General features: G+C 46.7%; 15 protein-coding genes. All 15 read left to right on the top strand.

Going from position 1 to position 19,429, the window contains the following annotated elements; genetic code table 11:
- The first annotated feature begins 216 nt into the window (after positions 1-216).
- The 15 genes from QFZ77_RS16700 to QFZ77_RS16770 all read left to right on the top strand — a co-directional run bounded on the left by QFZ77_RS16700 (position 217) and on the right by QFZ77_RS16770 (position 19,428).
- On the top strand, positions 217-1,074 hold the full coding sequence (locus QFZ77_RS16700) for a MurR/RpiR family transcriptional regulator (RefSeq protein ID WP_307441158.1): 858 nt from the start codon (positions 217-219) through the stop codon (positions 1,072-1,074).
- Complete coding sequence (locus QFZ77_RS16705; RefSeq protein WP_307441159.1) at positions 1,067-2,089, top strand: serine hydrolase domain-containing protein; 1,023 nt, start codon at positions 1,067-1,069, stop codon at positions 2,087-2,089. Before QFZ77_RS16700 ends, QFZ77_RS16705 begins: the two co-directional genes overlap by 8 nt.
- Positions 2,090-2,129: 40 nt before the next feature.
- Complete coding sequence (locus tag QFZ77_RS16710; protein ID WP_307441161.1) at positions 2,130-3,119, top strand: ABC transporter substrate-binding protein; 990 nt, start codon at positions 2,130-2,132, stop codon at positions 3,117-3,119.
- Positions 3,120-3,138: 19 nt separating this feature from the next.
- Entirely contained in the window at positions 3,139-3,432 is a 294-nt protein-coding gene (locus QFZ77_RS16715; RefSeq protein ID WP_307441162.1) for a hypothetical protein, read from the top strand.
- Between the two features lie 28 nt (positions 3,433-3,460).
- A complete protein-coding gene (locus QFZ77_RS16720) occupies positions 3,461-4,387 on the top strand; it encodes a carbohydrate ABC transporter permease (RefSeq protein WP_307441163.1) in 927 nt (308 codons plus the stop codon).
- Between the two features lie 123 nt (positions 4,388-4,510).
- A complete protein-coding gene (locus QFZ77_RS16725) occupies positions 4,511-5,335 on the top strand; it encodes a carbohydrate ABC transporter permease (RefSeq protein ID WP_307441164.1) in 825 nt (274 codons plus the stop codon).
- Position 5,336: 1 nt separating this feature from the next.
- Positions 5,337-6,356, top strand: coding sequence for an N-acetylglucosamine kinase (locus QFZ77_RS16730; protein ID WP_307441166.1), 1,020 nt, complete (start codon positions 5,337-5,339; stop codon positions 6,354-6,356).
- Between the two features lie 39 nt (positions 6,357-6,395).
- Entirely contained in the window at positions 6,396-7,307 is a 912-nt protein-coding gene (murQ, locus tag QFZ77_RS16735) for an N-acetylmuramic acid 6-phosphate etherase (protein ID WP_307441168.1), read from the top strand.
- Between the two features lie 685 nt (positions 7,308-7,992).
- On the top strand, positions 7,993-9,816 hold the full coding sequence (locus tag QFZ77_RS16740; RefSeq protein WP_307441169.1) for a sensor histidine kinase: 1,824 nt from the start codon (positions 7,993-7,995) through the stop codon (positions 9,814-9,816).
- Positions 9,806-11,329, top strand: coding sequence for a response regulator transcription factor (locus QFZ77_RS16745; protein ID WP_307441170.1), 1,524 nt, complete (start codon positions 9,806-9,808; stop codon positions 11,327-11,329). The genes QFZ77_RS16740 and QFZ77_RS16745 overlap by 11 nt, the downstream gene beginning before the upstream one ends.
- A gap of 174 nt (positions 11,330-11,503) precedes the next feature.
- A complete protein-coding gene (locus QFZ77_RS16750; protein WP_307441171.1) occupies positions 11,504-12,973 on the top strand; it encodes an ABC transporter substrate-binding protein in 1,470 nt (489 codons plus the stop codon).
- Positions 12,974-13,048: 75 nt separating this feature from the next.
- On the top strand, positions 13,049-13,987 hold the full coding sequence (locus QFZ77_RS16755; protein ID WP_029199042.1) for an ABC transporter permease: 939 nt from the start codon (positions 13,049-13,051) through the stop codon (positions 13,985-13,987).
- A 29-nt stretch (positions 13,988-14,016) separates the two neighbouring features.
- On the top strand, positions 14,017-14,934 hold the full coding sequence (locus QFZ77_RS16760; protein ID WP_307441172.1) for a carbohydrate ABC transporter permease: 918 nt from the start codon (positions 14,017-14,019) through the stop codon (positions 14,932-14,934).
- 46 nt (positions 14,935-14,980) lie between these two features.
- Positions 14,981-16,300: a glycoside hydrolase family 125 protein gene (locus tag QFZ77_RS16765; protein WP_307441174.1), complete on the top strand. Its 1,320-nt coding sequence runs from the start codon at positions 14,981-14,983 to the stop codon at positions 16,298-16,300.
- A complete protein-coding gene (locus QFZ77_RS16770; RefSeq protein ID WP_307441175.1) occupies positions 16,297-19,428 on the top strand; it encodes a beta-galactosidase in 3,132 nt (1,043 codons plus the stop codon). Before QFZ77_RS16765 ends, QFZ77_RS16770 begins: the two co-directional genes overlap by 4 nt.
- Position 19,429: the final 1 nt, after the last annotated feature.

Here is a 19,429-nt window from a genome sequence, read left to right on the forward strand (position 1 = left end):
TTCGGAATGATTAACTGATAAAGATAAGATCAAGCCCTCAATCAAATGAGAGGATTTGATCTTTTTTTATTAAAAATAAGTTTGATTGATCTCTATCTAAACCTGATGTAAAGTTTGAAATAATATTTCAGAAATATATAGACAAAGTGAAATAAAACTCTATAATAAGGGTATGCAAGTTCAAAGTTACACATGAAACCGTAGAGGGTGACTCCCATGTTAAAAGGTGGATTAGTAAGTATAGAAGCGGCTATGGGGAGCTTAAAGCCCATGGAGCGTAGGGCTGCACAATATATTATGGAACACCCGGAACAGGTAGTCAGCCTTTCCGTGCAGAAGCTGGCAGAGTTTGCTGACGTAAGTGAAGCAACGATTGTAAGACTTTCACGCTCCCTTCACTGTAAAGGATTTCAAGAGTTGAAGCTGAGGATCGCTGGTGATTTATCACAATCGTCGCTGCCTACAGAATCGTACCAAGAAATCCGTACCGACGGATCTATCGTAGATCTCATCAAATCAGTATCCAATAACAATATTGTTTCTATCCAAGATACTTTAACGGTACTATCTCCGGAAAGTGTGGAAAAAGCCATAAATTCACTGAGCAGCGCAAGAAAAGTCGGCGTGTTCGGTGTAGGCGCATCGGCGGTTATCGCGAAGGATTTCATGCAAAAGCTAACGCGTATTAATCGCTGGTGTGAAATTGGTACCGGGTTTGATGCTCAGGCAACCATTGCGGCCAATCTAATTCCCGGTGACGTAGTCTTCGGTATTTCCTATTCAGGCCAAACCGAAGACATGATTCGTGCGTTGGCCGTAGCCAAAAATAACGGTGCCTCAGTCATAACGCTGACCCGGTTCGGAGCCAATCCAGTAGCGGAGCTTGCGGATATACAGTTGTTTATAAGCACCTTAGAGAAGAGTATCCGCAGCGGGGCAATGGCCTCAAGGATTTCCCAACTGAACGTTATCGATATTTTGTACGCGGGAATCGCTGGCCGTCATTATGAGGAAAGCATCAAATCTCTGGAAAAGACGCGACAAGCCGTCATGGCGGGGAAACGCAATGGATAAAGTCGATCGCTTGGTAGAAGGATGGGTGCGCGATGGGCACTTGCCCGGCGCTGTGCTCGACATTACTGTATCGAACCGCTTTCGATTTCAAAAATCATATGGATCATACTCCGACGGGACAAGGGAACATCCGATTCATCTGAACACTATGTTCGACATCGCATCCCTTACGAAGGTAACCGTTACGCTTCCAGCTATTCTCGTTCTGGTGGCCAAAGGGAAGCTATCGCTGGATAGCTCCGTGCAGGCTTACTTGCCTGCATTCCGCCATCCGCAAGTAACACTTCGTCATCTATTGATACATGCGTCCGGGCTGCCGCCGGATTTACCTTATCTTCCGCGCAAAGCAGCCAGGCCTAGCCTAATCGACGAAATTCTGGCGCAAGAGCTTTTATTTCAGCCAGGTAAGGATAAGCTGTATAGTGATCTTGGTATGATCCTCCTTGGGATCATTGTAGAACGTGTGTCTGGGGAGCCGCTGGATCGCTTTGTTAAGCAGCATGTATTCGATCCACTTGTGATGCGGCATACGGTTTTTAACCCTGGCTCCGAACTTCGAGATCGTATTGCCGCAACCGAACAGGTAGATGGAGCATATGTCATCGGCGAAGTTCATGATGAGAAGAGCTTCCACCTCGGCGGTGTTACAGGCAGCGCGGGATTATTCGCAACAGCGGACGACCTAGCACGCTATGCGGCATGGTGGTTGCAGCCGGAACATTGGGATATTGTTCCCCCATCGCTAATGCGAGAAACCACGGCGGCTCCTATACGTGGCCGCGGACTTGGCTGGGAGGTCAAGCATGATCCTACAAACGTCCCGAGCTGCGGAGAAAGCTGGCCTACGGGTAGTTTCGGTCATACAGGTTTTACCGGAACGAGCTTATGGATTGAGCCCGAACAGGGCATCAGCGTCGTATTTCTTACCAATGCGGTTCATTTGGGGCGAAATAACAAGATCCGTGAGCTGCGTCCAATTTTACATGAAACGGTTTTGTCCTCGTATCTATCATGAGGTTAAACATATAAGTAAACATTAAAGGGAGGCTTTCTAAATGAAACGTTTATTCAGTGGGGCATTATTAACTATGGTCGCTGCTTCTTCTATGCTTGTCGCTTGCAGCAGCAATACCGCAACTCCTAGCACGACACCTGGTGGAGCAAGTACGGCACCATCGGCAGCACCTCAGGAAAAAGTGAAGTTGACAATGGGCAGCTGGCGTACTGAAGATGTGGAAGCTTACGCTAAAATCATTGCTGAATTCAAGAAAAGCAACCCGAACATTGATATTGATTTCAAGCCGATTAAAAATACGGAATACAACACAGCCCTTAACACAGGTCTGCAAAGTGGAAATGGCCCTGATATTATTCATCTTCGTCCTTATGCTGCAGGTGCTGTGTTGGCAGATGCCGGTTACTTAGAGCCGTTGACAAGCATCAAAGGAATGGACGTATTCTCGAAGGACACCTTGCTGGCCGCTACAGGAACAGATGGTAAAGTATACGGCGTACCAACAGTATTCAGTTCCACGCAAGTTTTTTATAACAAGAAAATCTTCCAAAAATATAATCTTACAGAGCCTAAAACGTGGGATGAGCTGTTGAAAACGGCTGATACTTTGAAGAAAAATAAAGTAACTCCGTTTGCTTTCGGCTCTAAGGAAGGTTGGATTCTTTCCCTGACTCAAGGAACACTTGCACCTTCCGTTTACGGTACAGATTTCATTAAGAAGATACTTGCTGGCGAAGCGAATTTCAAAAACCCGGAATATGTAAGTTCGATTAAAATGCTCAAAGATATGACCCCGTACTTCCCAGATAACTATGTAGGGATCGGTATGGACGATATGAGAAACATGTTTGTTTCCGAGCAAGCAGCCATGATGGTAATGGGCGATTGGGAATATGCCGTCATGAAGAAAACGAATCCAGATCTACAAATGGATGTGTTCCCAGTTCCTCCGATGAAAGCGGATGGCAAAGCAACGGTTACGACTTGGGTAGACGGCTCCTTTTTCAGTGAATGCAAAATCAGCTCATAAGGCGGAAGCTCTGAAATTTATGGAGTTCTTGACAACGAAAGAGTTCGGAGCGCTTGCTGTAAATGAACTTCAAAAACCAAGCACAATCCCAGGTGTGGCGGCAAAAGATCCGCTTGTAGCCAAAATTGCTAAGAATGCAGATACGATATCTACACCTTACGCATCAGTTGTCTATTTCAATGCAGGCAACCCTACGACCAAATCTACTTTAGAAAACGCAATTCAAGGGATGTATTTAAACAAATTGACTCCGGAGCAAGTGACGGAAGAAGTTCAAAAGAGCGCTGATACATGGTTCAAGCCTAAGAAATAAATTAGTTTAAAAAGAGGGGTGGGGGCACATGAATAACTTTGCAAAATCGTCTTGGTGGAAAAAGGGAGCAGTTCATCTGTTCCCGGTTCCTGCCCTCGCTGTTTACATTCTCTTCGTGATCTATCCGATCCTTTCGGCTTTCGGTTACAGTTTTTATGACTGGAAAGGTCACACCCGCGGGGAGTTTGTGGGGCTAGGCAACTTTGTGAGCCTGTTTACGAAAGAACCGTTCAACCATTTATTTTGGAATGCGTTCGGTCATAATCTTTATTATTTTGCTGTTGAAATGGCTGTTCAGAACGTGATTGCGTTCGTACTTGCCTATCTTGTTTACAGCAAACTTAAGGGTTCGAACTTTCTGAAAATGGCTTACTTTTTACCGAGGCTGCTTTCTGTCATCGTTGTAGGCTTTTTGTGGAAACTCATGTTGAACCCGAACAACGGTATTGTCAATGTGCTGCTCAAAAAGATCGGTCTTGTTTCGTGGGCTAAGCCTTGGCTCGGGGATCCGGCTTATGCGTTAACATCAATTACAATAGTCAACAGTTGGTTTGGCGTAGGTTTCTCCATGTTGATATTTCTCGCAGGTTTGCACGCAATTTCGACAGAAGTCATTGAAGCGGCGAGACTGGACGGAGTAAAAGGTTTTCGTCTGATCCGTTCCATTATCCTGCCGATGATGAGTCAGTCATTAATCATTATTACTGTGTTTACCTTTATTCATGCTTTCGAAGCGTTCGAACTCATCTATGCCATGGAAGGTTCACAAGGAGAACCTTACAACTCCACCGATACGCTTGCTGTGTTCTTTTATCGGATTGCGTTTGGCGGCTCATCTGGCGGCGATTCGGTCGCATTAGGCCTAGGCTCGGCACTGGCAGTGGTACTATTTTTCATTATCGCGACCATATCCGCTTTGTTCCTGTACTTTACTAGGAACCAATCGGCGCAGTGATAATGAGAGACTTTGAACTACGTCCAAAGATCCCAGAGCGGAGAGACTTTGAACTACGTCCAAAGATCCCAGAGCGGAGAGACTTTGAACTACGTCCAAAGATCCCTATATTAGGAGGCACACATGAAAACCAACAAATCCGTTCGGGGGCTCCAATACGCTGCGGCGTACTTGGGTGCACTGGTCAGTTTGTATCCGATCTTTCTGATGCTGACCTCCTCTTTCAAGACGAATATCCAAATTTTGAAAAACCCGATGTCGCTTCCGACTTCTATATCGTTTACGGCATATAGTAAGCTAATCCATCAAATTCCGTTCGGAACTTATTTTTGGAACAGTGTCGTGGTTAGTGTCGTTTCCGTAGCTTTGATCTTGCTGTTTGGCGTTTTGGCGTCATTTTATATCGCAAGATATCCGTTCCGTTGGAATGGTGCGCTGTTCTTCTTTTTCCTCTTAGGCATGATGATTCCAATTAAGCTTGGGATCGTACCCTTGTTCCTATTAATGAAGAAGCTATCCCTTTTGAATAGCGTTTGGTCTCTAGTCAGCGTGTATACGGCGATTGGATTGCCGCTTGCTGTCTTGATCTTAACTGGTTTTTTTAGAACGCTGCCGAAGGAGCTAGAGGAAGCAGCGCGCATCGATGGTTCTTCGGATTTCGGTGTCATGTGGCATGTCTTGCTGCCGCTTATTCGCCCTGCACTGGGAACGGTCATGATTATGAATTTTATTATGGCGTGGAACGATTTCTTTTTCCCGCTGATTTTTATCCAAGACGATATGAAAAAGACGATACCGGTTGGCATGCTGTCACTTTTCGGACAGTACTCTACGGATTTAAGTATGCTATTTGCCGGGCTCACGTTGGCTTCCGTGCCAATGATTGTCATGTTTTTCCTAGCGTCGAAACAGTTTATGGAAGGCATGACGGCAGGAGCGGTGAAATAATATGGCTGAAACTAGATATATTGGGATTGACGGCGGAGGGACCAAAACGGTATGTATTCTCGGCGATGCGGAAGGCAACATTTTGGCTGAAAGCCGTGGGGAATCCAGCAGCGTGAAGTCTCGTCCATGGGAGGATGTTCAGCGAGTTCTGCTCACACTTATCCGGGACGTTTTAGACCAATCGGATACGGACATGTCCCGGTTAGGTGGGATCTTCCTCGGCTTAGCAGGGAGTGACCGCCCCGAAGACCGGAAACGGATCGGCGACTGGCTGCAAACCGAATTGCCGGAAGGTGTTCCGATTACTGTGCACAATGATGCAGTGACCGCTTTGGCCGCCGGTACTTGGGGACAGAAGGGCATAGCTCTCATTTCAGGCACAGGTTCGATCGCATATGGATTCGATCCTGAGACGGGCGGATTTGTAAGAGTCGGAGGCTGGGGTTATTTACTCGGCGATGAAGGAAGCGGGTTTGATCTTGGGCGGAAAGCGCTGGTGGCCGTTATGCGAGCGTATGACGGTCGAGGAGAGCCTACAGCTTTAACAGGGTTAGTTCTTGAACGTTGGTCCTTGCAGCACCCTGGGCAATTGATCAATACCATTTATGGCCATGACAATGTACGGACCGCGATTGCGGATGGATCCAAGCTTGTCATGCGGGCTGCAGCAGATGGGGATCCGATTGCTGTTAAGCTCGTGGAAGAAGCGATTCAGGAGCTAGAAGAACTCGTAAAGACTGTTATAACTTCCATGGAGAAACAACAGCCAATAGAGGTAAGTGACAACTATAACTTGGCGAAGAATACAATCCCTCTTGTGATAACAGGCGGCTTATTTTCAGATCAAATGTTCGAGCATCGCTTTTTGCAAACACCGTTGATGCGGTCCGGCAAGTTCGATGTTCGGTTGCTCGAACGCCCACCTGTGATTGGAGCATATCTACTTGCCTTAAAGGAACGGGGCTTCGAATTAACGGAAGCAATGAAACAACGGATAGCATCATTTGTCTTTCGTAAATAGAGGCAATGTAACGCATCCATAAAAAGGAGGCAAGGTAACGTGGTACAACAAGTGAATCAAACGGTTACCGAGCAGAGAAACGCAAAGTCAAGTCACCTTGACCGACTAACTGTTCGGGAGATCGTGACTCTTATGAATGAAGAAGACCAAACGGTAGCTCTCTCCGTAAACGGAGCTTTACCGCAAATCACTGATGCAGCTGAAGCGGTGGTCGAAGCCATGACTCGCGGAGGCCGACTTTTCTATATTGGAGCTGGAACCAGTGGCCGTCTCGGCGTTCTAGATGCATCCGAATGCCCGCCTACGTTCGGTGTTGAGCCGGAGCTTGTGAACGGCATTATTGCTGGAGGAGAAATAGCCATTCGTGCAGCAGTAGAGAACGCTGAAGATGATGAAGAAGCTGGTGTACGTGCGATAGCGGATGTTGTTCGAGCTGGTGATGTAGTCGTCGGCATTACAGCAAGCGGAACCGCTCCCTATGTTATTGGCGCTATACGAGAGGCTAACCGGTTGGGTCTATCGACGATCGGCATAAGCTGTAACCGGGATACACAGCTAAGTGCAGTTGTGAAATATCCGATCGAGGTGCCTGTCGGGCCTGAGATTATTACGGGGTCGACAAGGTTAAAGGCGGGAACGGCGCAAAAAATGGTTCTCAACATGATCTCCACGACCGTGATGATTCAGATGGGTAAAGTTTATGGAAATCTGATGGTAAATGTTCAGGCGACGAATAAAAAGCTTAGGGATCGTACCGTGCGGATTATTCAAGAGGCGACTGGCACAGATGATGAAACGGCCCGCCGCGTCGTAGTGGAAGCTAAGGGAGATGCCAGAGTTGCGATTCTGATGCTGATGTTCAACGTAAGCCGGGAGAAAGCTTTGGATGCGCTTGTTCAAGAAAATGATCATTTCGGTAATGCTGTAAAGCAGCTCGAACAAACTCAATAAGAAATCATTCTATTTAAACCTTATATGCCTAGCTGATAGTATCAGTTTAGGCATTTTTATTTTGTGTGGGAAATTAAGGAAATTATAAAAGTTGCCGATCTGTGGATATGTGTGGGTTTTACGTCCTGAGAAGGCAGAAAGGCCGTCTCGGAGGCTCGAATGCAGCGAAAGAGGTGCGAGACGTCAGATAAGGACCTCTCAGCTGCTGAAAGCAGGCGAGTTAGCGGGTTTTGCGTCCTGAGAAAGCAGAAAAAGCTTTCTCGGAGGCTCGTATGGAGCGAAGTTGGTGCGAGACGTTAGAAAAGAACTTCTCAGCTGCTGAAAGCAGGCGAGTTAGCGGGTTTTGCATCCTGAGAAGGCAGAAAAGGCCGTCTCGGAGGCTCGAGTGCAGCGAAAGAGGCGCGAGACGTCAGAAAAGGACCTCTCAGCTGCTGAAAGCAGGCGAGTTAGCTGGTTTTACGTCCTGAGAAGGCAGAAAAAGCTGTCTCAGAGGCTCGTATGGAGCGAAGTTGGTGCGAGACGTTAGAAAAGAACTTCTCAGCTGCTGAAAGCAGGCGAGTTAGCGGGTTTATGCTACAAGAGGTTATGTTGTTTTGGAGAAGTTAACGCATAAAAGGATGCGAATTCATGTGCGATCTCTGATATGCTATAATGTACCCGATTAACAGCAGGAGTTGATGGCAGGATGGGGTTCCGTAAGATGTACCGAAATTACTTAAAAAATAACTTATTTATGAAGCTGCTTCTCCTGTTCTCATTGATAACCGTCATTACGATTATTTCGTTTTCTTATTTCATGTATCATTCGATGTCGCAAGCGGCGATTAATCGTGAGCTGGATATACAGAAGAAGGCAATGACGAATGTGAACAATTATTTGGGGGGGAAATACGATTCAGCGCAGTCTATCGTGTTCGGCTTATATCGGGATAGTTCGCTTGCCGCGGGCATCTCTTTCATGCTGCAGCACCCTTTCCAAGAATATGTGCAGCATGGCCTGGAGCAATACAATTTAGGCGGCAACAGCACGTGGAATGCCGGCCTGCAATATTTTAAAAATCGGGTGGAAGATGACGAAGATATTCGCAGTCTGATGCTGTACAGCGTGGATCAACAGACCTTATACGTGCTGGATCATAACCGGCAATTGAAGATCGTTCCTACGAATGCAGCCCACTCCTACATTCCTGAAGTCATGGCGCTTGATAATAAAAGCGTTACCTTGCCGAATGTATGGGTACGTGAAGCCGCTAGTCAATGGGATAACCATCTGTACTCGATTAGGACGCCAATCAACGACAAGCAAACTTTGAAAAATATAGGGCAACAGATCGTGTACTTCAGTGCGGATGGCATTTGGAAGATTCTGCCCAATGATAAGGAAGAGTTAAAGGGGACGATTCTCGTTCTATCACCAGATGGAGGCATCCTGTTTGATTCTTCGGATCAGTATTATGGCAAGCCCTATCCTTTCATGAATCAGGTCAGTTCGTTATACGAGAATAGTGGTTCGAATCAAAGTGGTTATGTGACGAAGCTGACGCAGAGTAAAGGGGATTTTATTGTCGTCGGGATCATTCCGAAGAATGAACTTGAAGCATCCTCAAGGCGAATCGGGAGCACGATCTTTATGATTAGCGCGATATGTATCTTTTTCGCCATTCTGATTCCATCTCTGGTTGTGATGAATGTCTCTAAACGCACCAACCAGATCATTCGCTTTACGCGGAAGGTCAAACAAGGCGATCTGAATGCGCGGATTCCGGATGTGCGAGAGGACGAGCTGGGACAAATATCTCGCAGCTTCAATGAGATGATCGAGGAGTTGAATCAATATATCGATAGGGTGTATAAGGCGGATATTAAGCAGAAGCATACAGAATTAACGGCTCTGCAGGCTCGCGTCAATCCACACTTTTTATATAATACTCTCGAAGTCATTCGGATGCGGGCTATCTCTCACGGGGCTCATGACGTTGGCGAAATGATTTACAGCTTATCGGCGTTATTCCGAAGCCTGGTACAGCAGAAAAAGATTTACACACTGAAGGATGAGCTGGAAGCCTGCCGCTTATACCTCGAGCTGTTCCAGATTCGCTATAAGGACAAGTTCACGTACTCGATCGAGTGGGATCGGAAGCTGGCACCTACACGTGTAATGAAAATGTCGCTGCAGCCCGTAATTGAGAATTACATCGTACATGGCTTGCGAAGCGAATGCACCGATAATGAGCTTCATATTCGTGTGAAACAAACGGAAGAGTTCCTTCATGTGCAAGTGGAAGACAACGGAAACGGTATTACGCCAGAGCGTTTGAGCGAGCTGGAGTCATTCTTACAAGCAGAGGAAACCGAAGGCGAATCCTTCGGCTTGCGGAGCATCAATCAACGCCTCAAGCTGCTCTACGGCAGCAAGTTTGGCGTGAAATTATGTAGTGAACCAGGTAAAGGCACGGTAGTAGACATATGGCTGCCTATGGACGACGGAAAAGAGGGTTATGATGTTTAGGGTTTTTCTTGTGGACGACGAGCCTTTCATAATAGAAGGGTTATATGACATTATTGATTGGGCCGAAGCGGGTTTGGAAATTGTCGGACATGCCAGCAATGGTCAGAAGGCTTTGGATGCCCTGCAGGAAACGTCGGTGGATATTTTGTTGACGGATATTTCCATGCCGGTGATGACCGGTTTGGATCTGATTCGCCATGCCCGAACGGTTCATCCCGATTTGAAAGTCATCGTACTCAGTGGCTTCGATGAGTTTACCTATTTAAAAGAAGGCATGCAGCTCGGCATCGAAAATTACCTGCTGAAGCCCATCAATATCCAAGAGCTAAAGGCAACGCTTCACAACACCGTCGAGAAGCTGAATACGTTCGAAGAGACTCGGCAGGTTCAGGCCTACAGCAAACAAATATTAAAAGATAACACGCTTCATCGTTGGTTAACCCATCAGATTGCGCCTTTGGAATTTTACGAACGCGCGGACCTTCTGGGCATGAACCTTGATCGTGCTTATATGATAGCTTCTGTACTCCGAGCGACATCTGATGCTGCCGAGGTTTTCGAGTTTATCTCCGATCGGGTGCAGTCCTATGATTGGATCACCTCATTCTTCGATATGGATGGCGATGTCGTCCTGCTTGCAGCTATGGATGATGCTGACTGCGGCAGAACGGATATGACCGCTTTGCTTCAGCAGCTTCAGGCTGATCTTAAGGATCGTCCTCTCCGCATATCTATCGGCAGTGTAGAGCTTCTGCCTGAACAGGCCGGACAAAGCTATGCAGCCGCGAAGAAAGCGCAGGAGTATTTCTGGGTATATACGGAACTGAATATGATTGATTATACAGAGCTTGCGATGAATCAAGACAATCGAAAGGTCGACTTCTCCATTATTGATTGGCCGGTCTATGCGAAACTAATTATTGCCAAAGATCAAGAAAATTTGCGTGAGCAAATTCAAAACGATTTCAAACGGATTCAAGCACTTCCGGGAATTACGCCGCACGATTTTCAGAATATCGCCTTTGAGATGATCATTCATTTCAAGCTGGAGATCAAAGCGATTCGCCATACCGAGGAACTCGATGCCTATAATCACGCTTTTCACCAAATCAGGAGCGCGGTTACGCTGGAAGAGCTGGAAACGGCCATCCTCGAAATTGCCCATACGACAATCGGTTTCTTAATTTCAGACGTTCGAAGTCCGATTGTGCAGCAGGTTTTAAAATATATCCATCAATCCTATGCGGAAGAGCTATCGCTCAAAATGCTGGGGGCGCACTATCATATTCACCCCGTTTATTTGGGACAATTGTTCCATAAGGAAATCAATGAGACGTTTACGGAGTATATCAATCGGTACCGAATCGAGAAAGCAAAGGAACAGTTAAAGACAACGAATTTGAAGGTTCATGTTATTGCCAAAGATGTGGGCTATTCGGAATTAGGCTACTTTTATAAACAATTTAAAAAGTATGTGGGAATCTCCCCAACGGATTACAGAGGATTGCTCTAGGGAAAACTGAGGAGCAGTCCTTTTTTTTGCCGGAAAGGATAAATAGCCGCTTTTTTCTTAACTTTAGACAGGGTTCATTTAGTTTATCGTCTATTTGTAACTGCTTTCATGCGGTACTGTAAAGGTAGCCCAACGGGGCGTAAATAATAGAGCACTTAACAGGGAGGATACAAAATGAAAAAACGTTTGGTCACCACACTAGGATTGACGCTAGCAGTTTCACTGGCTCTTAGCGCGTGCGGCAGCAAAGAAGCCGGCGGTGCGAAAGGGAATGAAACGACAAATAAACCGGTAGAGTTAATCTGGTACACAATCGGAACACCGCAGAAAGACGTGGACCGCGTCATGGCTGAAGTTAGCAAATATACCGCGGAAAAAATCGGCGTTACCGTGAAAATGAATATGGCGGACTGGGGCGACTACGCACAAAAAATGCAAGTCATGACAGCATCCGGTACACCAATGGACATTATGTTTACGTCTTCATGGGCTTTTGATTACGTGCAAAACGTGCGTAAAGGCGCATTTAAGCCGATTGACGAGCTTCTTCAAAAAAATGGACAAGGTATCGTGAAAGCATTAGATCCTGCATTTCTTAACGGCTCCAAAGTGGACGGGCACAATTACGGCGTACCTGCCAATAAAGAACTGCCAGCTCAAGACGTATGGCGTTTCAACAAAAACCTGGCTGACAAATACAACCTTAGCCTAGATAATGTGAACACGCTTGAAAGCTTGGAGCCACTGCTCAAAACGATCAAAGAAAAAGAACCGAACGTTTACGGATTAGCCGTTGATAAAAATTACATGCCGTATGTGCCTTATGATTACATTATTGAGAAAATGCCGATGGCCGTGAAAGTAGAGAATTCGGATTTCAAAGTGGTTAACATTTTTGACACGCCAGAAATGAAGCAAGCACTTAAAACCATGAACAAATACTACAAAGCGGGATATGTTCCTACGGAAGCATCGACGCTTTCCTCGCTTAACGATGTACAAGTAACTGGGAAATGGTTCGCGGATAAAGCGACGAATCAACCTTTTGCGGACAACCTTTGGTCAGCTAGTTATGGCTATCCGGTTGTTTCCAAGGCAGCAAGTCCTGCTTTGATCTACAACTGGTCCGTTATGGGCTCCATGCAGGCGATCTCAGCTAATTCCAAATATCCGGAAAAAGCTATGGAATTCCTAAACTTGCTGAATACCGATCCTGTGCTGCGTAATATGGTCGATTCCGGTATTGAAGGCGTTCACTACAAAAAAGTCGATAACGACAAAATGGAAAACTTACCAGAATCCAAAAACTACGACATGCCGACTTTCTCCCTCGGAAACGTTCTGCTGACGTATAAAGATGTCAAAGATCCTGCGAACAAATGGGAAGAGTTCAAGAAATTTAACGATACAGGTGTACCTGCACCTCTACTTGGTTTCAACTTCGATCCATCGAAAGTGATCAATGAAATCGCAGCAGTTCAAAACGTAAAAGAAGAATTCTGGGCAACGCTCATGACTGGTACGGTAGATCCAGATAAATACATTCCGCTAGCCAACGAAAAATTCAAAAAGGCTGGTTTGGATAAAATCATGGCTGAAGCGCAAAGTCAGATTGATGCTTGGAAAGCAGCGAACAAAAAATAATTCAGCATAGTTGATTAGGCGAATGTTCAACATTCGCCTGATCTTTTTACTACAATGATCTTGAGGGGTGATTTTATGAAAGGAATAGGAGCATTTTTTAAAGATGTTAAACAAAGTAGAGTTCTGCTGCTGATGGCATTGCCGGCGACGCTTTGGTTCCTGTTCTTCTCTTATTTGCCGATGGCCGGTATGGTAATTGCTTTTAAGCAGTACCGCTATAGCCGCGATGGTTTTTGGGCAAGTATTATGGAAAGCAAATGGGTAGGGCTGCAAAATTTCAAATTTTTATTCAGCACCAATGATGCCTATATCATTACGCGGAACACACTGCTCTACAATATTGTGTTTATTATTGCAGGGCTTGTGCTATCCGTTGGGTTAGCCATTGTGTTATCGGAAATCGTGAATAAAAAACTGGCGAAGTTGTATCAAACAGGGATGTTCCTGCCTTACTTCCTATCGTGGGTAATCGTCGGATACTTCGTGTTCAGTTTTCTTAGTGTAGATAAAGGCATGCTGAATCACATTCTCTCCGGGTTCGGAATTGATCCGATCCGTTGGTATAACGACAAGACGTATTGGCCTCTTATTATCATTTTTGTTTACCTGTGGAAATCGGTCGGTTACAGCAGTGTTGTGTATTTGGCCGCGATCATGGGGATCGATAAATCGCTGTATGAAGCCGCGATGATTGACGGAGCAAGCAAATGGCAGCAAATCAAACACATTACCTTCCCTATGCTGAAGCCGCTCATGACGATTCTGACATTGCTGGCAATCGGACGCATTTTCTATGCAGACTTCGGATTGTTCCTGCAAGTGCCAAGAGATTCAGGAACGCTGTATTCAGTGACGAATGTTATTGATACGTATGTATATCGTGGTCTCAAATCTACGGGAGAAATCGGTATGAGTACCGCAGCCGGTCTATACCAATCGGTTATCGGCTTCATTCTGGTTATGACTTCGAACTATATCGTTAGAAAATTCGATAAGGACAATGCGTTGTTCTAAACTATTTTCATGGAAAGGAGGACATCTAAATGATTGCTAAACCAATTAAAAGCCGTGACTTTCATAAATTGCCGCCTGCTTTGAATATACTTTTTAATCTTGTCGCGGGACTCTTTGCGCTCGCTTGTATCTTCCCTTTTCTGTTTGTAACGATCATTTCATTTACGGATGAGAAGACGTTAAGTGCGAATGGATACCGCATTATTCCGGAAAAATGGAGCCTCGATGCCTATCGTTATCTCTTCAAAGCGGGTGATCAGCTGCTGCTTTCCTATGGAGTTACCATTCTTGTAACTGTGGTAGGGACGCTTGTAAGCTTACTTATAACAGCTACGTTTGCCTATGCGATTTCACGTAAAAGCTTTAAATTCTGCAATTTCTTCGGTTTTTTTGCTTTCTTCACGATGCTGTTTAACGGTGGACTCGTACCGACATATATCGTTGTTACACAATTGATGGGACTTAAAGATTCGGTCTGGGCTTTGATTTTACCGCTGGCCGGAAATGCATTTTATATTATGATTATGCGTACTTTCTTCATCACATCTGTTCCTGACGCCATTATTGAATCTGGGAAAATCGACGGGGCCGGCGAATTTGGGATTTTCGTCAAACTGGTGCTGCCGCTCTCGCTTCCGGGACTGGCCACTATAGGTTTGTTCAGTACTCTGGGATACTGGAACGATTGGTTTAATGCGCTGCTCTATATCAACACACCGAATTTGGTGCCTTTGCAATCGATGCTGATGCGGATCGAGAACAGCATGCAGTTCCTGCTCCAGAATACAAGCAACCCTTCTGTTGGCGTAAGCTTACTGCAATCGCTGCCGCAGGATACATCCCGTATGGCGATGGTTGTTCTGGCAACCGGGCCGATTATTTTTGCATATCCGTTCTTCCAACGGTACTTTATCCAAGGCTTGACGATTGGTGCCGTGAAAGAGTAACGTAAAAGTGCATTCTTCGAAACTAGAAAAATTTGGAGGACTTACCGTGGAACAATTCAGACTGCCGAAAATTCCGATGCCGAAACTGGAGCTGCCAAAGGCTATCCAAGAAGTATTGCTGGAAGCCGAAGAGAAGCTGGCGCATCGTCCGAAGCTGCTGCAGCTATTTAAAAATTGTTTTCCTAATACATTAGAGACGACGACCAAATTGATGGAGGATGGCACGACCTTCGTCATCACCGGAGATATCCCTGCGTCGTGGCTGCGCGATTCTGTGGAACAAGTCATGCACTATGTGCCATTTGCCAAACAGGATTCCGATCTGCAGCGCATCATTAGCGGCTTAATCAAGCGTCATATCCAATATATTCATATCGATCCGTATGCCAATGCGTTTAACGAATCAGCGAACGATTGGCACTGGAACAAGGCGGATCAAACGGAAATGTCGCCATGGGTATGGGAACGTAAATTTGAACTGGATTCGTTATGCTTCTCGATGCGGCTTGCTTATGCGTATTGGAAGGAAACGGAGTTAACGGATATTTTCGATGCGGGATTTAAAGCTGCGATGTTTAAAATCTACGAATTGTTTAAGACGGAGCAATATCACTTTGAAAAGTCGCCTTATCGTTTCATGCGCAATAACGGAATTCCGACGGATTCACTGCGCAATAACGGGATGGGGATGCCGGTGAATTACACGGGCATGGTATGGTCAGGCTTTCGTTCAAGTGACGATGCCTGCGACTTTCATTATAATATTCCAGCGAATATGTTCGCGGTTGTGGCCCTTCGCCATATGCAAGAATTTGCAGAATGGGTGTTCAGGGATATGGACTTCCTCCATGACCTGAAAGCCCTTGAAGCGGATATTGACCATGGAATCCAGCTGTATGGTATCTATCGTCATCCCGCGTTTGGGCCGATTTATGCCTATGAGACAGACGGCTTCGGCAACTACTGCTTAATGGATGATGCGGGCACGCCAGGGCTGATGTCAATTCCGTATCTGGGTTATGTATCGGCGGATGATCCGATCTATCAGAACACAAGACGATTCGCGTTAAGCAAAGAGAATCCGTTTTATTTCGAAGGCAAAGTTGCCAGAGGCATCGGCAGTCCGCATACGCCGGACGATTACATTTGGCATATGGCCTTGTCCATGCAAGGCTTGACGGCTTCCACAGATGAAGAGAAGCTGGCGATGATCGCGATGCTTGAAGCAACGGATGCAGACACCGGGTTTATGCACGAGGGCTTTCATGTCGATGATCCAACGATTTTTACGCGGAAATGGTTCGCCTGGTCGAACAGCTTATTCTCCCAGTTGGTGTATAAAGCGATGAAGGATGGTTTACTATGAGTCGACCGGTCATTATTTTCTATGATGCCACATTTCCGATCAGTAATTCTAGTGAAGTGAATACCGATCTACTCACGGCGCTAGGTGCTGTTGTTGTAGGCGCCGATGCACTTGGAGAAGCTCTCAGGTCGGCGGTTGGTGGATGCTTTGTTAATCTGCATGCCCCGTATTTCCCTAAGTCCGCATGGCCGGAGATCCTTGCATTCTTGCAACGCGGCGGCGGGCTGCTTAGTATTGGCGGCGCAGCCTTCAAGCGTCCGGTGCGCCGGGAAGTGGATGGCTGGCATATAGAGTCGGAGCAGACCGCCTATCATCAGCAGTTGTACATTCATGAAATACTTCGTGTTGAAGCCGTTCCAATGCGCTCCTATACAGCGTTAGAAACCTTGCCGCTGCTTCAAGGGCAGGAATCGATGTTCGCGCTTGCAGATACGTGGAATCTGGTTCCACATACGACACGCAACAGCGATCTGCCCGATCAAATGGGCGCTGCGGGTACCATGAGCACACAGATTTATCCGCTTTTGAAAAGCATCAGTAAAGAAGGCCGTGAAATAGCTGCGCCTGTTGTTCTTTGGGAAAACTCGCGCGGCGCGTTTATCGGTTCGCGTTGGATGTTTGTCAACGTACCGCTTAGTCCTTCGTTTTGGAGCGAAGGCGGTGCCCAAGCCTTGATGGGGTGGGCCGCATTTTGCGCCAATGGTGTTACGGAGCTGTGGATCAAGCCGAATTATGCCAGCTTCGAGCCGGGAGAGCATGCCATGCTGGCGCTCCAAACTCAGCTTATCGGAGGGATCGAAGCTGGAGCTGTCTCTAAGCAATGGACACTTGATCTTCGTGTAGCGCATGAGAGTGGCGAACAGAACGTGTGGACCCATCGTTTGACAGCCGAAGTGAATAAAGAATTCAACGTGGTGCGCATTCCGGTACCACTTGATATACAACGTGGTTTATATCATGTGACATGCATGGCAACGTCTGAGGATGGAGAGCTTCGCGTGCTTCGCCAAGGCTTCTGGGGGCACGACCCTTTGCTGCTCGCGGAGGGACAACCGATTACCTGTGATCGCGATTATTTCATCAAGGACGGACGTCCACTGCCGATCGTCGGCATGACGTATATGACCTCTGATGTCGCTCGCAAATTCTTGTTCCTGCCCAATAGCGATGTCTGGGATCGAGATATGGCCCAAATGGCCAAAGCGGGCATTAATTGGATCCGAACAGGGATTTGGACGGCTTACCGCAATATCATGCAGGTGGATGGACATGCTTCCGAAGAAGTTCTGCGAGCTATTGATGCTTTCTTCTTAACGGCTAAGAAGCACAATCTCCAGGTAACGTTCACCTTCTTCTCCTTTACGCCAGAAACTTGGGAAGGGGTTAACCCTTATCTCGATCCGCAAAGCGTAGAGGCGCAGAAGCGGTTTATCCGCTCCATTGTTTCGCGTCACCGTGCAACGACGCATGTGGATTGGGATTTGATTAACGAGCCTTCTATGTTTGATCCTGCTCTAATTTTTTCCGAGGGACCGCGTTCCACCCGGGATATCTACGAACGGCAGGCTTTTGTAGAGTGGCTTAAGCTGCGTCATGGCCGTATCGAATTGCTTCAGGAACGGTGGAATATGTCGCCTGAACAGCTTCCGACTTTTGAAGCGGCAGCTATTCCCGAGGCTGGAGAAATCAATTTCGATGTGCAGGATATGCATAAGGGCAAGAAAGGAACGCGTTGGCTGGATTACTGCTTGTTCTCAATGGAGATGCATAACCGCTGGGCCAAAGAGCTCTACAATACGATTAAAGAGATTAGTCCGAATCATCTCGTGGTGGTTGGTCAAGATGAAGCGCTTGGCGTGCAGCGGCCTTCTCCTTTGTTTTATGAGGAGGCGGTGGACTATACAACCGTGCACTCTTGGTGGCTGAACGATAACCTCGTTTGGGACGGCATTTTTGCCAAAACAGCGAATAAGCCGAATGTCATTCAAGAAACAGGCATCATGTATGTGGAGACACCGGATGGACGCGCTAAACGTTCCGAGAACGAACTGCGCTGCCTGTTGGAGCGCAAATATGCTTATGCATTTGCCACCGGAGGCGCCGGTGCTATTCATTGGATTTGGAATACTAATTTTTATATGGATAATGCGAACGAGTCGCATATCGGTGCGCTTCGGGCTGACGGCACAGAGAAGCCGGAGGCTGATGTGTCTTACGATTTCGGGCGGTTTATGGATGAAATCAGAGATTTGTTCCAGGATCGGGCGTTGGAGGATATCGTCGCGATTTTCCCTTATTCGAACGATTTTTCCAACCGGAAATTGGCGTTTGATGCGACGACTAGAATGACGCGCGTTCTGTCGTATCAAATGAAGATGCCGTTCCGTTCGGCATCGGAATATCATTTGGCTGCGCTGGAGGAACAACCGGCGAAGCTGATCCTTCTGCCGAGCGCGCATAATGTTGATGACCAAGCTTGGACGAAGCTTGTAGATATCATACAGCGTACGGGTGCGACGCTGCTTGCGACAGGTCCGATCAGCATTGATGCGTATTGGAAACAAACGCCGCGTCTAATCGATGAGCTAGGTGCTGCCGAGCTTCACAATGTACGCCGCGAAGAAATGCTTCAACTGCAAGGTGCAGCGCTCCCGGTATCCTTTGACAAGCGTCGTATAGCTGAAGTCGTAAAAGAAGTGCGGACTGGACATTCAGGCGCGGGAACAGAGTCTGCTAGCGCAAGCGATGCGGTTGTCGATATTCCGCTGGGCAAAGGCAGACTCATTTGGAGTCCGCTGCCCGTTGAATTAAACGAACGACTGGACACGGTCGCCCGCCTGTATCGTTATGCCATCGATGCCGCGGGCTGTGAAAGCGGATTGCATTGGCTGCAAGGCGGCGACATTGCAGGTGTCTACGGGAGGAAGTTAAGCTTTAAGAAAGGCTTCCTGTATGTATTCGTATCTGAATTTGCATGGAACGTGGATGTCGAAGTGAAGGATACGGATAGCGAGGTAACTTATGCATTTACGCTAGAGAAAGAGCGTTCCGTTCTCTTTGCTGCAGATGCGCACGGCAATCTCATCTCTGTATATCGTCCGGAGGAAGTCCATATTGAAAGGAGTTAAA

This window comes from Paenibacillus sp. V4I3, from assembly GCF_030817215.1.
Classification (GTDB): domain Bacteria; phylum Bacillota; class Bacilli; order Paenibacillales; family NBRC-103111; genus Paenibacillus_E.